We start from the raw sequence: 16,614 nt of genomic DNA, 5'->3' as shown, positions 1-16,614 counted from the left end.
AATCAGCTACTCTGTAATGAAAATGGAAAAGATATATCACATTTTAGCATTGATCATTAGTGTGGGGCTTATCTCCTGTGGTTCAAATAGCCAAATCACAGAGAACGGGGATTGGCAGTCACTCTTTAATGGAAAGGATCTTAACGATTGGATTGTTAAGATTCACCATCATGAAGTGGGGGATAATTATGCCAACACGTTTCGGGTTACAGATGATGGAGCTATACAGGTAAATTATGATGGTTACGATGAGTTTAATGGGCGATATGGGCATCTGTTCTATAAAGAACCTTTTTCTTCTTATCATCTTAAGTTTGAATACCGGTTTACCGATCAATGGCTCAAAGATGCCCCCAATTATACCTATCGGAACAGTGGAGTTATGTTTCATTCCCAGGATCCCCATACCATTCTGAAAGAGCAGGATTGGCCTATTTCCGTAGAGTACCAGATGCTGGCAGCCGAAGAGGAGGGTGAAGCCCGGCCAACGGGCAATATGTGTTCTCCCGGAACAGAAGTGTTTTATGAAGGAGAAATGGATCCGCGGCATTGCATCAATTCATCATCTGATACCTATCAATGGAATCAGTGGGTTCGTGCAGAGCTTATTGTATATGGTGATTCCCTGGTTATCCATAAAGTAAACGGGGAAAAAGTGCTGGAATATACAAATCCGCAGATAGGAGGCGGAGTAGCAAATGGTTATGATCCGGATATTAAGGTTGATGGGAAAGCTCTAACAGAAGGTTATATAGGACTCCAGGCTGAAGGGCAAGGCGTGGAGTTTAAAAACATCAAAATCAAGCAACTCAATTAGAGTAGGACTACTGATTTTGAGTGATATAAGACTTGGTCCGGTGACACCATGCTATATAATATTACTGGATAATATGTTTGCAGGATGTATATAGATAGAGGCGATGGGTGGATTCGAACCACCGTAAGGAGCGTTGCAAGCTCCCACCTTCCAGTCGGTCACATCGCCTTATGAGTCGGTTTCGATCAGTTATTACTGTTAATAACTGATCCGTTTAATTCAGCAAAACCTATAAAATTTCTAATCGTCTTAAATGCTGGTCAAATATATAGCTTTTTTATGCCGAAATTCAAGAGTATCAGCTTATCATTTGTTTTAGAAAATATTTATTAATTTCGGTTAATTTAACCAATTTACTAATCCTTGTCATTTGTTGATCCCGGCCGTTTTCTGCTGTAGTGAGCCATTCGGGGGATAACAGCAGAAACAATAGTGGCAATTATTCCGATAATATGATATCCGAAACCAAATGCCATACCTACTGCTCCCGCAAACCATATGCTCGCGGCGGTAGTGAGGTTTCTTACCGTTGATCCTTCTTTGAGAATAAGTCCTGCTCCTAAGAATCCAATACCCGTTACAACCTGTGCGGCAATTCTGGATTGGGAGGAGGGGTCTACCCTCATTGATAAAAAGGTAAAAAGCATAGCCCCGGTAATTACAAGGCTGTGGGTGCTAATCCCCGCGTCCTTACCTCTGGATTCTCTTTCCGTTCCTATGATGAAACCCGCCGCAAGGGAAAGGACCAAATCTATTATAAATACGAGTTCATAGCCTGACAAGACTTCCTGCATCATATATATTTGATTTCAGAAATTGATGTTAAAGTTTTCATGCTTCCTACATATGGCGTATTGAATTACGTTCAGGGAACTTGGTTATTTTTCCGCAATTGCTGTACAACAATGGTAATGATAGTAAACAAAGTAATCGGAATTACGAAGTATAGCATGACGGTACTAAACAAAGATAAAGTGGCATGGTGAGTTGCGGCTAAAACAAGATATAGGGTATAAGCCATATAGTAACCCAGAAATAGCCCTCCTTCCCACCGACTGATAATACCCCCAGTAAAAAATATGGGAAGGCTGGCTAGTGCCACCGCAATCATGATTGGCAGGTCAAATCCGATAACTGCATTTGAAACTTCAATTCCTGTCGGTGCAATAATACTGGTCAATCCGAGTACAGCCATAATATTAAAAATATTGCTTCCCACAATATTTCCGACTGCAATATCTCGTTCGCCTCGGACAGCGGCAATAATTGAAGTCACTACTTCAGGTAAAGAGGTACCGGCTGAAACAATGGTCAATCCAATGATCAACTCGTTTACTCCTAAGAACTGGGCAAAAGTAACGGCACTATCAACGAGCCAGCGTGATCCTATAACTAACAGCAGGAGTCCCCCGAGTACTAATCCAATATTTATTGTCCAGTTACTTTGTATTTGTCCATCAACTTCCGATATCTCGCGGGCTTTTTCAGCAGCAGTATCAGCATTTTCCTTTTGTCCCTGGTAAAATAAGTAAACAAGATACGCAACAAGGCCGATAACCAGTATAAGTCCGTTAGTTCGGCTGATATTGTGATCCAGTGAAAAGAGCAGAACCATGGCGGAAAGTCCAATCATCAGGGGTACGTCAAGACGTATTAGTTGTTGGGATACACGCAGAGGTATAATCAGTGCCGACAGGCCGAGAATGAAGAGGATGTTGAAAATATTACTTCCGATGATATTGCCAACTGCAATATCTGCCTGAGCTGACAGGGCAGATTTTATACTTACCGCCAATTCCGGTGCGCTGGTACCAAAGGCTACAACCGTCAGTCCGACAATCAATGGAGGTATTCCCATTCTTTGGGCAATTTGGGATGCCCCTCTAACTAATATTTCGGCCCCGATAATTAAAAAGACTAATCCAAATACAAATAAGAATATGGTCATTGGAATGTAATGTTGAAAGGTCTATAAAATAAGAGTTGTTTCACGGGTCTAAAAGGGATGAAGTTTGAATCGTAAATGAAAAATAAAATGGGAGAAATAAATATTCACAAGTAAATAAAAAACCCTTGCAAGCCAAAGACTTACAAGGGTTTAGGTGCCCTGGACTGGACTTAAATAATGTTTTTTCATTCTTTCGTCCTAAGAATATTCCTCCATTATATCCCGTAAGAGGCATTTTTGTATTTTCGTGCTTGCCCTTTGTGAATAAAAATTCGATAATTGTTTGTACCAATGTTTGTACCTATTTGTTTAACTCCAATTAGTGCCCGAAAATATGAGTCTTACTATCAACCTTGTTTTGTTCAAGCGAAAAAAGAAGAAAAACGGTGAAATTCCCATTTATTTGCGAATTACTGAAAATCGTAAATCCCGGTATAAAAGTACAGGTATTTCAGTTTTACCTAAGCACTGGAATAAGGAACGCCAAAGAATAAGGGGTACTCATACGAGATCAAAAGTATTAAACGATCAACTGGAATATGAATTATTACAGGCTGAAAAAAAGAAGTCTAAACTTAAACTTACTGAAAAATTAAGTGCTGACAACCTTAAAAATCATATCTCGGATGATAAATACAATAGCTTCATAAATTGTGCTGAGCGATATCTGGAAGAGTTAGATGAAGAGGATAGATATTGGGAGCATAAGCGGTTTAAGGTATTACTCGGTCAATTAAAAGATTTTATGGGAAACAAAAGCCGAGCAATTACAAAAGTTGATGCTGAATTGATCGAAAAATTCCAGAATTATCTATTAACTGAACCAAAAAACAAAGAGGGAAAAAAGGTAGGGAATAGTCCTAACACGGTAAGAAGAAAGCTAAGGACATTAAAAGGAATGTTTAACAGTCTTTTAAAAGCTAAGAAAATAAAGCATGATCCTTTTTTGATGGTTAATAAGGTAAAGGAAGAACCAGTAGAAAAAACAAAGCTTTCTTTAGCTCAAATTAAAGCAATAGAAAAACTTGATTTGGAAAAGGAATCTCAGTTATGGCATAGCCGGAATTATTTTATGTTCAGCTTTTATAATGCCGGTATTCGATTTGGTGATATGTGTACATTAAAATGGAAAAACTTAGTTGATGGCCGGTTAGTATATAAGATGCGAAAAACAGGGAGTCAGAAAAGTATTAAGCAGTATGATCAAATGGATAAAATTTTAAGCTATTATCGCTCGGATGATTCAAAACAAAACGATTATATTTTTCCCATTTTAGACAAGAAAATTAGTAATTCTGCAGCACTCCAAAGAAGTATTAGCAGTAAGAATGTAATCGTTAACCGAGACCTAAAAAAAATAGCCGGGTTAGCAGAAATAGAAGCGAATATTAGTTTCCACGTATCAAGACATTCATTCAGCCAGTATGCATTAGAACAGGGATTAGGTTTATATGAAATTTCGAAAGCGTTAGGCCATAGCAAACTTAAAACAACTGAACGGTATTTGAAGTCATTTGATGAAGAGCTTTTAGATGAGGGTATGGATAAGCTTTTTAATAATGGGTAGCAGACAAGAGTTAGTTAACGTTTTAGTATTGTAAATTCATGGTTCAATTGAAATTGAGTTAGGAATAAACTTTTCCGTTCTCAAAAACCTTTAAAAGTATTTTTGGTGAAAGCTTCTCAATAAGTGACGGATAGTATTGAAAATCCGTGTCTAAATAAATCTGACCGATAGAAAAGCGTCTGATTGTTGTTTAGGCAATTCTGACCGGAAAAAACCGAGTGCATTTACTTCTGACTCGGTAAAATGGATAAAATGAAACGGGAGGCGGTTCTCTAAATAGAAACACTTAAGCACGGCTTTAAATAAAGTTGACCGAGAAAAAGCTTTATTGATAAGGAGTATATCACTTTTTCTACTTGGAAAGCTCGGTCAGTTTTATTTGAACCCGGAAGATCCGAGTGCGTTTACTTTTGACTCGGTAAAAGGATAAAATGAAACGGGAAGTGATTTTCTAAATAGAAATGCTTTAGCCCGGCTTTAAATAAAATTGACCGGGAAAATGCTTTATTGATAAGGAGTATATCACTTATAACTACTTGGGAAACTCGGTCAGTTTTGTTTGAGCCCGGAAAAATTAAGTAATATTACACCAAAATAACACGGTAAAAGCCGGTCAAAATAAGATTAATCCAAAAGAGAATCATAGTGGAATACGATCAATCTCTTCAATTTCAAGGACAAAAATATCATTTTAAAACGTGGTATGAACAGTTTGCTAATAAGTATGAAGAATTGGCTGAAAAAGATGGAGTTTTGAAAGCTTTTTCTTCCCTTTCTCAGATGAGAATCGAAATTGATAATAAGCTTGATTCATTAAAAGATGAATTAGAGCTATTTTCTCAAATGATTAGTGACATTCTGCAACCAGATTTTGAAATAGACTCCAAAACAAATATAGATGCTCTTTACAGCGAGATCTCAATTGCATCTAAATTAACCTTTTCTAAATATACTATTGGTGATTTTAATATTGGTGCAATGGATAGGGAAAGACTCCAGGAAAAATTAAAAGAGTATTTAAAAGTTACAGATCAGAAAAGTAATAAAGGGTTATTGTATCAAGTGCCATTAGCTTATAAAAAACGGTATATAGCTGATAAGTTATATCACCAAATGAAAGCGATTAATTATTTAATAGAAAAACTAATATCAGAAGATTATCCAAAAAGCGTTCCGAAACTTGAGATTAATAAAGGGGAGCTAGAAGCTTTCTTATTGGATAAGAAAGAGACCAGAGGTACAAATACACCTGAAGAGTTTTTTAGAGATATTTATACAATCTTGTTGGAAATAAATAGAAAAGACAAAAAGGATTCAGAGTTATTTAGAAAAGATGGGTCATTAATAATTAAGAGAGCCACCGAATACGCTTTGGAACAAGAAGATTATTTTGAAAAATGGGGTAAAGATGAGGAAAATGAAGATAAAGGTTTCGTTTTCGAGTGGCATGAGAAAAAATTCAAAGAAATTTATGAAGCTTTATTTAAGAACTGACACGGAAAATGAACAGTTAATGTTTCTTTTGAAGAGTTAACCCTTCTTAAATATTCAATTCCTTTTTCACTTTTTGGTGCGTTAATCAACTGTAACTAATAACGCATCAATTATGGAAACCTACATCACTTCCAAAGAAGAACTGAATGAAACAGTACAAGCTGCCGTAAAAAAATTACTGGAGAAAGAGCTTCCTTCTCTTTTACGAAAGGCCAAAAGAAAAGAATGGATTAATACCAATGAGCTCATGGAGCTTACGGGTTGGTCTAGGCGCACTATTCAATATCTGAGGGATAAAAACAAGATCCCATTTAGTCAGGAAAAGCATCGAATTCTTTACCCGACTGAGGGAATAGAGGAGTATTTGCGTAGTAATTTGATAGAACCTAAAGAGTAATCTGAGGGTTCTATTATGCATAATCGAGATTATCGGTATTTAGCGGACGCTGAAATTACGCTTATTGGTAATAGCTGTATTATCAAAGAGAATATTAGTGGTCTTTCTGGAAAGGAAAAAACACAGCTTAAATTTTACAGACACCATTGCGGTAAGCACCATCATTTTAAGCCCAAAAATCCACCAACTAGAGAAGCTGGTGATATTACAGATTTTTCTAGGAAGTCAAAATTACGGTTACTGAAAAAGACAAATCGTGTTGATCACGAAAATAAGAGCAATCCCTTTTTTATTACTCTTACTTATCCTGAAAAGTATCCTGAGAAAAGAGAAGAGTATAAGAGGGATTTGGATACCTATTTTAAAAGGTTAAAAAGAGCTTTTGGAAATCTTGAATATTTGTGGAGGCTTGAAGCCCAAAAAAGGGGAGCTCCCCATTATCATTTGTTGATCTATTTTGAAAATGAAATAAATATCGAGGTATTAAAAAAATGGACATCTCGAAATTGGTTCGAAGTAGTTCAACGGAATTGGGATATCAAAGATCTTAAACATTTAAAAGCTGGTACTAATTGTAAAAGGATTAAAGAGTATCGACAGGTTGTTTATTATGTTTCAAAATATATGGCTAAAGAGGATGAGGAAAGGCTAAAAAATCAAGGGAGATATTGGGGAGTTTCAACAGGTTGGGAAGATTTTATAGCTTCTGATAAGCTAGAAGGGAAAGAGCTCATTTGGTTTAGGAGACTTCTCAGCCGTTATCTTAAACGGAAGAATAAGTATATGTCAGACAAGGTAGCCAAAGGCGGTAGCATCGAAATTTGGGCACCTAAAAAGTTTATTATAAAAGCTTTTCTATGGAGTAAGCTATACTGTGAAGAGAATTCCCCAATTTCTTAAGGATAACTATATCTAATTCATTTTACAGTCAATAGTAATAAAGGAGTGTGTCGAGAGATGCACTCCTTTTCTTTTTGGTGCACAGTCCGGAAAAGGAGGGAACATGAAGGATTTTGACCGAAATTTTATACAGCTTATGAATGGTTGGTTAGGGCTATAATTGGAAGGAATGGCTTACCTGGGCTTGTTTATAGTCCCATAACTCACTGTATAAAGTTGTTTGTAGAGGTTATTACAATGAAATTCTTATACATCATTAGTTAGGTTTTGCGAGGCCATTCGTAATGTTAAACACTAAATCTTGAGAGTTAACTTTATTTCTTTGTTCTTGAGAGTCATAGATACCAATATTCATAAGAAGTCGATCTGGTATGTTGTCGTTATCTAATGATTCATTTTTTAATCCTCCGACTCTATTTGTCGCAAATACTTCATAACTATAATCCTGAAATTTTTTTATTACTTTTTTATTAGGGTGATTATAGGAGTTTTTACCTACTGAAAACGCTACTTTAGGTTCTCTCTTTTTTAGTTTTCTCCAAAATTCGCTTGAGTGGTTCTTTAGAGACCCATGGTGTGGGGCTTGACATAGTATAAGATTGGATGCTAGTTTATCATTCTCGTGCTCATGTCCAACTCTTTTGATAGCAGATTGTTCTGCATCAGATGTAAGTAACACTAACCAGTCATCACCTTTTAATTTTAAAATAGTTGAAAGCCAATTACCGAAAGGTTGTGAATCCTGATTTTCCTCTGAGGCTGAAAATTTTTTATTCGCAAAAAATTCTAACTCATCTGTTGAAGGTGATAAAGTTTCTAAGGTAATTTCGTCATTCAAGTGTAATATTTTTGTATCGCTATCAAGATATGTCAGATGTTTAATTATGTTTTTATTCCATCTAAATTCTTTAACCTTTGCTAAAAGTTTACCAAGTTCATTCAAGGACCTAGGAGATTTCAATGCGGATTTTAAATAAACAACATCTTGATAACAGGTTAATAAGAATCTTTCTATTGTGATTTTATTGGATTCGCAATAATCAAGTAACTCACGGAAACCTGAAAAATGATCATAATGGGGATGGCTCAGTATCATAAAACTGATACTACTCGTATTCGAGGTTTTGATGTGATCTAGAACAGGATTAAATGATGAGTCTTTCTTGCAATCTACAATACCAATTTTCTTTTCTTCTTTTTGATCCTGCCACTCTAAGATAATTGAATCCCCTTGACCAACATTTTTAAAAATAATCCTCATACACTATTGGGGTTCATCAATTTCAAAATCGTTTAATGAGTCCCAAACTTGATTTGCTTCAAAAGCCTCTCGATTAATGTTTAAGCCTTTACCATCATAAACGTCGTATCTCATTGAACCTGCCTTAAAACTTATTTTGACTCTAAGGTATTTATCAGTTTCAAGATTTTGGACGTGTTTCAAAAGCTCTTTGGGAAAAACCTTTTCTTTAAAAATTTGGTTTTCTTCGTCCATTAAGCAATTAACAAAGATTACTTCATCCTCAATTGCATTTATAACTCCATCAATAAATAATTGGTCATCCCATTTTTCATTTATAAACGTACTTTTAAAAAATGTTTTTGAAAAAAAACTATCCTGATCATCCAAAACATTTTTTTCAACCTTAGAAGTAGGATAATTTTCTGAATCAAAATTATCATCTTCAGGTGTTTCTTGAGTTTTGTTACCTATTTTTTTTGTATTTATTTCAGATCTACTCATAATTTTTCAGTCTCTTGCTTGAACTTTTGAAAGATATTATTCATTTCTTCTATTAATACAGTAGTTTTATCGAAATTAATAAAAGCAGTTTCTTCGAAAAATTTTAGCTGCATAATTAATCCATTCATTTTCTTAAGTTTTGTATCCTCCTCCATATTGAATGGCAATAAGTCATGTTTGTCAATATCATTCTGACAGTTATAGGGACCAAACTTTTGAGTTACATCTACTCCATCTTTGTTGTATTCAACAATAATTGCTGAATCTTTGTTATCACCATCGAAGTGAACATTTGCTGAATCACTTAGATAGTGACTAGTAAATTTTTCAACTAGTTCTTCAAAATGTTCATTTTCGACTAATTTTACACCGTTAGCGACTATTAAATAGTTTGTAATTTTGCCAAATGACTGCAGGGAGGAAATCTGATCAAAAATTTCAAAGAATATTTTATTAAGTGCCGATTGGTTCTTTTTTAAATTGTTTATCTCACCTTCATACACAAAGACCATTCTATCCCACCGACAATCAATACTATAACCATCTTCCTCAAATAATAATTTGATGTATTCATTTCTTGTTCCCTGACCATGTATTTGCATTCCAGAAGCAAATTTGAGGTAGGGCGATAAAATGCTTTTATAATGGCTCTCAAAATCCAATATATATGTATATCGGATTTCAAATTGAAATTTGGCAACTAAAAAATTATCCATTGTTTGGGAGTAAAGTTAGTTTTCAGCGCTTTTAATAAATAGTCATAACACAAAAACATAACTATAAATAATATTATCCTACAGTTTGAAAATAATGAATCAATACTACTCTTCGAGCAAAACACCTATTACAATAATCTATAAAATATTAATAAAATTGGATTGACAAAGAATATTTTGTTTGTACTAATATTTGTACCTGAAAAAATAAACCCTTGCAAGCCATAGACTTACAAGGGTTTCGGTGCCCTGGACTGGAGTCGAACCAGCACTCCCAAAATGGGAACTGACCCCTCAAGCCAGCGCGTCTACCAATTCCGCCACCAGGGCAGGGGTTATTTTTCGAAGGCTTCAAATATAGGACTTTTTCACCTAAACTTGAAAGTATAAATAGTTAAAAAAGTTTCGTTACTCGCTGATTATATTTCAGCAAGCTGCTCTTTGACATATTCATTTTCCGGGTCCATCTTTTTTGCCTGCTCGTAATAAGTGCGGGCTTTGGCACTTTGTCCGGCGCGCTGCATCAGATCTCCCATTAAAATCCAGTTTTCAACATCTTTTGGATTCTTTTTAATGCGATCCAAAAGATAGTTGATAGCATCATTACCTTGATCACTCATAATCATATAGAGTACCAGGTTTCGATGGGCGGCAGGGGAATCATCCAGATCTATTGCTTTATCGAAATCCTCTTTTGCGTTTTCCAGGTTTTCTAATTGCAGGTGGGCGAAACCACGCAGATTATAAAAACCACTTTTTTCTTCATCGCGTTTAATGGCTTTATCCAGTGCTTCAATGCTTTTCTCCCACTGGTTGAGCTTCTGAAAAACCATACCTTCCAGATGATAACCGTCGGATGTTTCTGGCTCCATTTTTTGGAGTTGATGTGAAATATCGAGTGCATGATCATAATCTCCTTCATGGAGGAGGGATAATCCTTCTTCTAACTGATCTTCAAAATTCATGTGATGTAGCCACTTTCGAAGTTAAATTTTATTAAGTTCTCTCAAAGATAAGCAAAGTTCTGACGTTATTCAGACCTTTTGGAGGAAGAACTGTCTTCATCTGTAATATCTTCAAACTCTGCTTCCTCAATTTCTTCGAACCTATCGGATTTTTGGTTTGGATTCCGATTCTGTTGGTCGCGTTGGTTTTGCTGAAATTGACGAAACGTCCGGTAAAAAAAGCTCGAGCTTTTCTTCGAGTTGTTGGCAGACTTCGGGGATAAAAAAAGTCGACTGATGATCTTGATAAGCAGATACATCAGCACTAAAAATAAGAGAGTGCGTATCATTACAATTAATCAGGAATAATATGAATGTGCGTGTTGCTACGAATTGGTTGATTAAAAATCTGTTCGTCTATATAATCTAAGTGTTTTTTGTTATTTACAAAATCAACTTCTGTAGTGTTAATGATCATCAGGGGTGATTTATTGTAGTGGTAGAAAAAGTGATTATATGCTTCACTTAGTTCTTCAAGATAAGAGCGCGAAATATGTCGTTCATAGTCGCGGTCGCGCTGACGAATATTATGCATTAAACGGTCAACGGAAGATTGCAGGTAGATCACCAGGTCAGGTTTGGCAGAAATTCCGGTCATGATGTCAAAAATGGAATCATAGAGTGCTAGCTCATCGTCTCCTAAATTAAGCCGGGCAAAGATACGGTCCTTTTCGAAGATATAGTCCGAAATAATCATCTGCTGGAACAAATCCTTGCTCAACATATCCTGTTGTTGTTGAAATCGGCTTGCCAGGAAGGCCATCTGGGTCGGGAAAGCGTATCGCTCACGGTCTTCATAAAATTTGGGTAGAAATGGATTGTCTTTAAACTGTTCAAGTACCAGACGGGCATTATGTCGCTCGGAGAGCAACTTTGCCAGGGAGGTTTTACCTACTCCGATCACGCCTTCTATTGCGATAAAATCAAATTGGTTTTCCATAGCTACCAACGCAGGTCTGTTTTCTCTATTCTCATCTCCGGTGCACGGGCTATAAGCTGTTTGATTAATGCACCGGTTTGGGGATCTTTCCAATCCGGGAGTATTTCTTCTAGTGGTTTTAGTACAAACAGTCGCCGGTGATATTCCGGATGGGGAATGATAAGGCTATCCGATTGAATCACCAAGTCGTCATAGGTGATTATATCTAAATCAATAGTGCGGGCACTCCATCGCGGCTGGCGGGAGGTACGTCCATGCCCGGCTTCAAACTCCTTAAATTTTTTGATAAGTTCTGCAGGTTTTACAGAAGTGGTAATAAGAACTGTCGAGTTATAGAAGTCACGTTTTGAAGGGCCTACAGGTTCTGTAATATAGATAGAAGAAGAGACTATTGCTGCCTGAGATAGCTCAGTAAGAAATGCTTTAGCATCGGACAGATGCTCTCTTCGATCACCTATATTGGAGCCTAGTGCTACGACTACCTCTGCCATGACATGCTGATTTCTGAGTAATCTGTTTCTGTACCAACCGGTGGATGCAGTTTTCGAACGGCTACCTTAAGTTGTTCAATCTGAGGGAAACGGTTAAAAAGCTGATCTCCAATCTCTTTAGTGAGTGATTCAATTAGTTTTCGGGAGGGTCCTTTTATAATATCGCGCACTATAGCTATTGCCTGTTGATAATCAATCGTATCTTCCAACTGATCACTTTCAGCTGCTTTTTGAAAATCAGCAGTAAAGATAAGATCTACTTCGAAATCATTCCCATTTTTCCGCTCTTTCTCATAGAATCCGTGTTTCCCTTTTATTCGAATATTTTTAAGGGTTAGGGTATCCATGGATGCTAAAGAGTGGCCATTTCAATCTTCTGGTATAGCTCATCAACCATACGCTTGTGTTTGGCTGTGGTTTGCATCCGTTCTTCGACCGTTGAAATAGCATGAATGACCGTTGAGTGATCACGTCCCCCGAAATGGAGTCCAATCGTTTTAAGGCTGGAGTCTGTAAACTGTTTGGATAGATACATCGCAATCTGTCGGGCTTCCACAATTTCCTGCTTCCGGGTTTTTTCTCGCACCTTATTGGTATCAATGCCAAAGTAATCGCATACATAATCCTGGATCTGTTCAATAGAGACCGTAGTATGCGATTCCTTAATCATATCCCTGAGTACCTGTTTTGCCATTTGGGGCTCAATTTCGTCTACGTGCTGTAGAGAAGCAAATGCGAGGAGCTTAATAATAGCACCCTCAAGATCCCGAACATTTGATTTGAAATTATGGGCTATAAACTCCAGCACATCATGGGAAAGCTCAATACCGTTATCGTTGGCCTTTCGTTCAAGGATCGCGTAACGAGTTTCATATTCCGGAATCTGTAAATCGGCGCTAAGTCCCCAGCTAAATCGTGAAATCAATCGTTCTTCAATATCTGGAATCTCCCGGGGTGCCCGGTCGCTGCTTAAAACAATCTGTTTCCCATCCTGATGCAAAGCATTGAAAATATGGAAAAACTCTTCTTGTGTTTTTTCCTTTCCGCTAAAGAATTGGATGTCATCTACAATTAAAAGATCAATTTGGCGGTAGAACATCGTAAATTCGCTGGCCCGGTTATTGCGGATAGCCTGAACAAATTCATTGGTAAAGCTCTCGGAAGAAATATAGAGTACAGCTAGCTCATTGCCATATTCTTGTTTGGCTTTATTTCCAATACTTTGAATAAGGTGCGTTTTACCTAATCCTGTCCCCCCATAAATGAAAAAAGGATTAAAGGAGTTACTTCCCGGATTTTCCGCTATAGCCATTGCAGCTGAACGGGCTAACCGATTACAATCACCTTCGATATATCGGTCAAAAACATAATTGCTATTAAGATTCGGATCTATTTTTGTTTTGCGAATGCCTGGTATTACAAAAGGATTTTCAATTTTGCCGGGACTGTATTCCCCATAACCATCCATATCCTGACCTTGATTATTATCCGGTGGCATTGGTCGTTGGGGCAGACGTACAGACCTGTTGTCTGCTTCATCCTCCGACTTTTCAAGCACAACGGAATATTCTAACTTTCCGTCTTCCCCAAGAACTTTAGCCAATGTTGAGCGCAACATACCATAATAATGCTCTTCAAGCCATTCGTACCAAAATTGGCTGGGCACCTGAATGGTAAGTGTATTATTTTCAAGTTTAACGGGCTCAATAGGTTCAAACCATGACTTATACTTTTGGTAGCTAATATTGTCCTTAATAATTTCCAGGCACTGCTTCCATGCAGCATCGGCAGAAAGAGTACTCAACGTCCCAAAACCTCCTAAATGATTAATGTTTGCTGTACAAATGTGCCCCGCAGTTATCCACACATCTTAAGTGCTGTCACTAATTAGGGTGAAACGAAGATGGTAATTTAACAGGCAGATGTCAAAAAAATATTTCACAATAAACCAAAAGTTATCCACATTGCTCTAAACAGTATAATCCGTTGGCACTCAACCGATTAACATTTTTTTAGCTTTTCTATCAAATAATGCTTGACAGTACATAATAGTACGCTAACAATGATTTTACCTTTATGTAACACTAAAATAGTCTCTGTGAAAAAGTTTTCAACAAGTTATCCACATGTGATTGTGAATTTTTTTGCTCGTTTTAAAATACTTGGAAAGCCTTAAGAAATGCTGACTAATTAGGGAATTATTCGGGATGAACAATCAGGAAACGCTCCTTTTTATCATAGTCTTTCAGGAGGGTAGTATTCCAGCTATTACGGTGAAAAAGTTGCTGGATATTCTTGGCAAAGTGTTCATGGAGTTCAAGGTAGAGTTTGCCATTATCAGATAGATTTTTTTGGGCAAATTCCAGGATACTACCATACATCAGATCCATGTCCTCTGTAAAGAGTGCTTCGCTCGGTTCGAACTGGTATACTTGGGGTTCCAGCGTTGTCTTTTCGTCCGGCGTTATATAAGGAGGATTAGAAACAATGACATCAAATTGAGCATTGACGGGAATGGATTTCGGCTTAAGTATATTGCCTTTTTTAAAAGAGATGTCAACTTCATTTTGCTGAGCATTTTGGCGGGCTGTTTGGAGAGCTTTCTCTGAAATATCTATTCCCCAAAGGTCCCAGTCCGGGTGTTCCATTTTTAAGGCGATGGGAATACAGCCCGACCCGGTGCCAATGTCAAGTACATTTAGCGATTCTTTATGGCTTTGACTGCTGGAGTGTCGGTCTAGTATGATCTCAACCAGCTGTTCGGTTTCAATACGAGGGATAAGTACACTTGGATCCACAGAAATACGCGCATTCATAAAATCAGTGAACCCGATAATGTATTGAAGAGGTTCATGCTGTGCACGCCGTTTAACCATCGGTCGGAGCTTCTCCAGCTCTCCGGGTGACAGTGGACGGTCATACTTTAGATAGAGATCCAGGCGTTTAATATCGAGGGTTTCAGCCAACAACCACTCAATACTGTGTCTGGGATCAGGAATATCTTTTTCTTTAAAATATTCCGTAGCCCATTCCAGCATAGAGAGAACGGTCCATTCCTTAACCTTTTTGCTCATAGAGAGGGATTACGGTAATTAGGACTCCTCTTCTTCAGTCTCCTGGTCTTTTTCTTGTTGAACAGTCAGACCGAATCGTTTGGCAAAATCGAGGATGAAATCCGTCACTTCGTTATCGATAGTACGTTTTTCCTCATCAAGCGAACTACCCCGAAATCCCATACGGCCGCCGGTTTTTTTAAGGATAAACCGATTTTGTTTGCCGGTAAATTCAATAATACAGGTAAGGGTTACACTTGCATTAATTTGTTTTTCGTACTCTTCAAAAACAACTACGTGAACTTCATCATCGTGATCAGATGAATCGTACTTGTATGTATACTTGGGCTCAATATTACTGGATAGTTGGGTCGGCATCCGTCGCAGGGTATCGGCCGGCCCGAAAACGAGATACTTGCTTACTGAACTCATATTTTTTAGACTTCAATTTAGTGAGTTACTTAAACAGCCTGAATAAACGCCTTTCTGAATCCATAGTCAAATATACTTGCAAATAAATATGAAATTATTTAAGCAAAATTTAAATATTACGTATATTATTAACATACTATAGTTCTGAATTCAGGAAGGCCATAGAGAGCCTTTAAAATTGAAGCAGTTTTTATGAAGAAGAATAAGAGAAGTCATTGCATTGGAGCGGTTTTACTACTGTTCGTTTTGGGTATAACTGTTAATACTGCACAGGCACAACTTGAAGAGCCGGATGTGATAGAGAAATCTGAACCAAAGACCCCTCTGAGTGAGGGCTATCATAATGACATCGGCTTCGATGTGGTATTAAATAATTTTGGATTTGGAATTGGAGGACATTATAGCCGGGTCTTGGGTGATTATACAGAATTGACTTTCCAGACCGCTATTACTGGTATCAGAGATGTAAGTGAGCAAAATTTTCAAAACTTTTTTACCGGTAACCAAATTATACCCAATAGATATAAGCGGGCATTTGGTTTTCCGTTCCTCCTTGGAATGGAGCAGCGGATCTTTGCCCGACAGATTGAAGATAGCTTTCGCCTTTTTGTGGGGGGGGCTGTAGGACCTGCCATGGCGTTTACCTATCCCTATATCAATGACGCAGATGGAAGTGGATTCCGAACGTATGTGGTACGGAGTGGATTTTTAAGGCCGACAGAAAGAGTCAATGATTTTTTTACGGGATGGAGTGAGGGCGAATCCCATTGGGGGTATAGCGGAGAATTAAAAATAGGCGCTGATATTGGCAGTTCTTTCGGAACTCGAACCACGGTAGAGTTCGGTTATTTCTTCTACTATTTTAGTGAAGGTTTGCAGCTTATGGAACCTTACAGACCCTATGGATATGATGAGAACGGAAATCCTGTCATATTTAATGCCGAGGGTGAACAGCGACCGCATTTTGATGCTCAAAAATATTTCGGGACGCCCCAGATCAAATTTACTTTTGGAAGCATGTGGTAGCCCCGAATGCTGGAAGACAGATACCAGCCATTCAATATTTGTCATCCAGAATCAAATAACGTTTTCTTCTTTATCCATAGATAAA

At 37.5% G+C, this 16,614-nt stretch carries 19 protein-coding genes and 2 tRNA genes; 6 read left to right on the top strand and 15 right to left on the bottom strand.

The window, feature by feature from the left end:
- The first annotated feature begins 22 nt into the window (after positions 1-22).
- Complete coding sequence (locus ABEB05_RS11380; RefSeq protein WP_265790227.1) at positions 23-817, top strand: 3-keto-disaccharide hydrolase; 795 nt, start codon at positions 23-25, stop codon at positions 815-817.
- A 98-nt stretch (positions 818-915) separates the two neighbouring features.
- On the opposite strand, the gene ABEB05_RS11375 is transcribed toward ABEB05_RS11380, so the two are convergent.
- The 3 genes from ABEB05_RS11375 to ABEB05_RS11365 all read right to left on the bottom strand — a co-directional run bounded on the left by ABEB05_RS11375 (position 916) and on the right by ABEB05_RS11365 (position 2,765).
- A tRNA-Cys gene (locus ABEB05_RS11375) sits at positions 916-985 on the bottom strand.
- Positions 986-1,173: 188 nt separating this feature from the next.
- Positions 1,174-1,614 carry an MgtC/SapB family protein gene (locus ABEB05_RS11370; protein WP_265790225.1) on the bottom strand — a complete coding sequence of 147 codons (441 nt, stop codon included), beginning with the start codon at positions 1,612-1,614 and terminating at the stop codon, positions 1,174-1,176.
- Positions 1,615-1,682: 68 nt separating this feature from the next.
- Complete coding sequence (locus ABEB05_RS11365; RefSeq protein WP_265790222.1) at positions 1,683-2,765, bottom strand: calcium/sodium antiporter; 1,083 nt, start codon at positions 2,763-2,765, stop codon at positions 1,683-1,685.
- A gap of 334 nt (positions 2,766-3,099) precedes the next feature.
- Between ABEB05_RS11365 and ABEB05_RS11360 the strand changes: the two genes are divergently transcribed.
- The 4 genes from ABEB05_RS11360 to ABEB05_RS11345 all read left to right on the top strand — a co-directional run bounded on the left by ABEB05_RS11360 (position 3,100) and on the right by ABEB05_RS11345 (position 7,123).
- Positions 3,100-4,332 carry a site-specific integrase gene (locus tag ABEB05_RS11360; RefSeq protein WP_265790219.1) on the top strand — a complete coding sequence of 411 codons (1,233 nt, stop codon included), beginning with the start codon at positions 3,100-3,102 and terminating at the stop codon, positions 4,330-4,332.
- Positions 4,333-4,977: 645 nt separating this feature from the next.
- Complete coding sequence (locus ABEB05_RS11355; protein WP_265790217.1) at positions 4,978-5,826, top strand: hypothetical protein; 849 nt, start codon at positions 4,978-4,980, stop codon at positions 5,824-5,826.
- 112 nt (positions 5,827-5,938) lie between these two features.
- Positions 5,939-6,223, top strand: a complete 285-nt coding sequence (locus tag ABEB05_RS11350; RefSeq protein ID WP_265790215.1) for a helix-turn-helix domain-containing protein — start codon at positions 5,939-5,941, stop codon at positions 6,221-6,223.
- 15 nt (positions 6,224-6,238) lie between these two features.
- Positions 6,239-7,123, top strand: coding sequence for a rolling circle replication-associated protein (locus ABEB05_RS11345; protein ID WP_265790213.1), 885 nt, complete (start codon positions 6,239-6,241; stop codon positions 7,121-7,123).
- 256 nt (positions 7,124-7,379) lie between these two features.
- On the opposite strand, the gene ABEB05_RS11340 is transcribed toward ABEB05_RS11345, so the two are convergent.
- From ABEB05_RS11340 to ABEB05_RS11285, 12 genes are all read right to left on the bottom strand, one after another.
- The gene (locus ABEB05_RS11340; RefSeq protein WP_265790211.1) at positions 7,380-8,384 is read right to left on the bottom strand and encodes a ComEC/Rec2 family competence protein; all 1,005 of its coding nucleotides are present in this window, start codon (positions 8,382-8,384) and stop codon (positions 7,380-7,382) included.
- 3 nt (positions 8,385-8,387) lie between these two features.
- Positions 8,388-8,867 carry a hypothetical protein gene (locus ABEB05_RS11335; RefSeq protein ID WP_265790209.1) on the bottom strand — a complete coding sequence of 160 codons (480 nt, stop codon included), beginning with the start codon at positions 8,865-8,867 and terminating at the stop codon, positions 8,388-8,390.
- Entirely contained in the window at positions 8,864-9,583 is a 720-nt protein-coding gene (locus ABEB05_RS11330) for a hypothetical protein (RefSeq protein WP_265790207.1), read from the bottom strand. The genes ABEB05_RS11335 and ABEB05_RS11330 overlap by 4 nt, the downstream gene beginning before the upstream one ends.
- Before the next feature lie 245 nt (positions 9,584-9,828).
- Positions 9,829-9,913: transfer RNA gene (locus ABEB05_RS11325), tRNA-Leu, on the bottom strand.
- An 89-nt stretch (positions 9,914-10,002) separates the two neighbouring features.
- Positions 10,003-10,548, bottom strand: a complete 546-nt coding sequence (locus ABEB05_RS11320; RefSeq protein ID WP_265790206.1) for a tetratricopeptide repeat protein — start codon at positions 10,546-10,548, stop codon at positions 10,003-10,005.
- Between the two features lie 65 nt (positions 10,549-10,613).
- Positions 10,614-10,877 (bottom strand): hypothetical protein, encoded by a 264-nt coding sequence (locus ABEB05_RS11315; RefSeq protein ID WP_265790205.1) that lies wholly within the window; start codon positions 10,875-10,877, stop codon positions 10,614-10,616.
- Between the two features lie 5 nt (positions 10,878-10,882).
- Entirely contained in the window at positions 10,883-11,527 is a 645-nt protein-coding gene (locus tag ABEB05_RS11310; RefSeq protein ID WP_265790204.1) for a deoxynucleoside kinase, read from the bottom strand.
- 2 nt (positions 11,528-11,529) lie between these two features.
- On the bottom strand, positions 11,530-12,018 hold the full coding sequence (gene folK, locus ABEB05_RS11305) for a 2-amino-4-hydroxy-6-hydroxymethyldihydropteridine diphosphokinase (RefSeq protein ID WP_265790202.1): 489 nt from the start codon (positions 12,016-12,018) through the stop codon (positions 11,530-11,532).
- Positions 12,006-12,365 (bottom strand): dihydroneopterin aldolase, encoded by a 360-nt coding sequence (gene folB, locus ABEB05_RS11300; protein WP_265790200.1) that lies wholly within the window; start codon positions 12,363-12,365, stop codon positions 12,006-12,008. Before folB ends, folK begins: the two co-directional genes overlap by 13 nt.
- A gap of 5 nt (positions 12,366-12,370) precedes the next feature.
- Complete coding sequence (gene dnaA / locus ABEB05_RS11295; RefSeq protein ID WP_265790198.1) at positions 12,371-13,822, bottom strand: chromosomal replication initiator protein DnaA; 1,452 nt, start codon at positions 13,820-13,822, stop codon at positions 12,371-12,373.
- A gap of 394 nt (positions 13,823-14,216) precedes the next feature.
- Complete coding sequence (prmC, locus tag ABEB05_RS11290) at positions 14,217-15,092, bottom strand: peptide chain release factor N(5)-glutamine methyltransferase (protein ID WP_265790196.1); 876 nt, start codon at positions 15,090-15,092, stop codon at positions 14,217-14,219.
- 18 nt (positions 15,093-15,110) lie between these two features.
- Positions 15,111-15,503, bottom strand: coding sequence for a hypothetical protein (locus ABEB05_RS11285; RefSeq protein WP_265790195.1), 393 nt, complete (start codon positions 15,501-15,503; stop codon positions 15,111-15,113).
- Between the two features lie 192 nt (positions 15,504-15,695).
- Between ABEB05_RS11285 and ABEB05_RS11280 the strand changes: the two genes are divergently transcribed.
- A complete protein-coding gene (locus ABEB05_RS11280; RefSeq protein ID WP_265790193.1) occupies positions 15,696-16,529 on the top strand; it encodes a hypothetical protein in 834 nt (277 codons plus the stop codon).
- The last annotated feature ends 85 nt before the right edge of the window (positions 16,530-16,614 follow it).

Origin of the sequence: Fodinibius salicampi, from assembly GCF_039545095.1 — a bacterium.
Lineage (GTDB): Bacteria > Bacteroidota > Rhodothermia > Balneolales > Balneolaceae > Fodinibius > Fodinibius salicampi.
This window is presented reverse-complemented; position numbering and strand designations above follow the sequence as displayed.

What these genes read in the sequence shown, in the direction of transcription:
- ABEB05_RS11380 (WP_265790227.1), top strand. Translation starts at nt 23, where the DNA reads ATGGAAAAGATATATCACATTTTAGCATTGATCATTAGTGTGGGGCTT.
- ABEB05_RS11370 (WP_265790225.1), bottom strand. Translation starts at nt 1,614, where the DNA reads ATGATGCAGGAAGTCTTGTCAGGCTATGAACTCGTATTTATAATAGAT.
- ABEB05_RS11365 (WP_265790222.1), bottom strand. Translation starts at nt 2,765, where the DNA reads ATGACCATATTCTTATTTGTATTTGGATTAGTCTTTTTAATTATCGGG.
- ABEB05_RS11360 (WP_265790219.1), top strand. Translation starts at nt 3,100, where the DNA reads ATGAGTCTTACTATCAACCTTGTTTTGTTCAAGCGAAAAAAGAAGAAA.
- ABEB05_RS11350 (WP_265790215.1), top strand. Translation starts at nt 5,939, where the DNA reads ATGGAAACCTACATCACTTCCAAAGAAGAACTGAATGAAACAGTACAA.
- ABEB05_RS11345 (WP_265790213.1), top strand. Translation starts at nt 6,239, where the DNA reads ATGCATAATCGAGATTATCGGTATTTAGCGGACGCTGAAATTACGCTT.
- ABEB05_RS11340 (WP_265790211.1), bottom strand. Translation starts at nt 8,384, where the DNA reads ATGAGGATTATTTTTAAAAATGTTGGTCAAGGGGATTCAATTATCTTA.
- ABEB05_RS11335 (WP_265790209.1), bottom strand. Translation starts at nt 8,867, where the DNA reads ATGAGTAGATCTGAAATAAATACAAAAAAAATAGGTAACAAAACTCAA.
- ABEB05_RS11330 (WP_265790207.1), bottom strand. Translation starts at nt 9,583, where the DNA reads ATGGATAATTTTTTAGTTGCCAAATTTCAATTTGAAATCCGATATACA.
- ABEB05_RS11320 (WP_265790206.1), bottom strand. Translation starts at nt 10,548, where the DNA reads ATGAATTTTGAAGATCAGTTAGAAGAAGGATTATCCCTCCTCCATGAA.
- ABEB05_RS11315 (WP_265790205.1), bottom strand. Translation starts at nt 10,877, where the DNA reads ATGATACGCACTCTCTTATTTTTAGTGCTGATGTATCTGCTTATCAAG.
- ABEB05_RS11310 (WP_265790204.1), bottom strand. Translation starts at nt 11,527, where the DNA reads ATGGAAAACCAATTTGATTTTATCGCAATAGAAGGCGTGATCGGAGTA.
- folK (WP_265790202.1), bottom strand. Translation starts at nt 12,018, where the DNA reads ATGGCAGAGGTAGTCGTAGCACTAGGCTCCAATATAGGTGATCGAAGA.
- folB (WP_265790200.1), bottom strand. Translation starts at nt 12,365, where the DNA reads ATGGATACCCTAACCCTTAAAAATATTCGAATAAAAGGGAAACACGGA.
- prmC (WP_265790196.1), bottom strand. Translation starts at nt 15,092, where the DNA reads ATGAGCAAAAAGGTTAAGGAATGGACCGTTCTCTCTATGCTGGAATGG.
- ABEB05_RS11285 (WP_265790195.1), bottom strand. Translation starts at nt 15,503, where the DNA reads ATGAGTTCAGTAAGCAAGTATCTCGTTTTCGGGCCGGCCGATACCCTG.
- ABEB05_RS11280 (WP_265790193.1), top strand. Translation starts at nt 15,696, where the DNA reads ATGAAGAAGAATAAGAGAAGTCATTGCATTGGAGCGGTTTTACTACTG.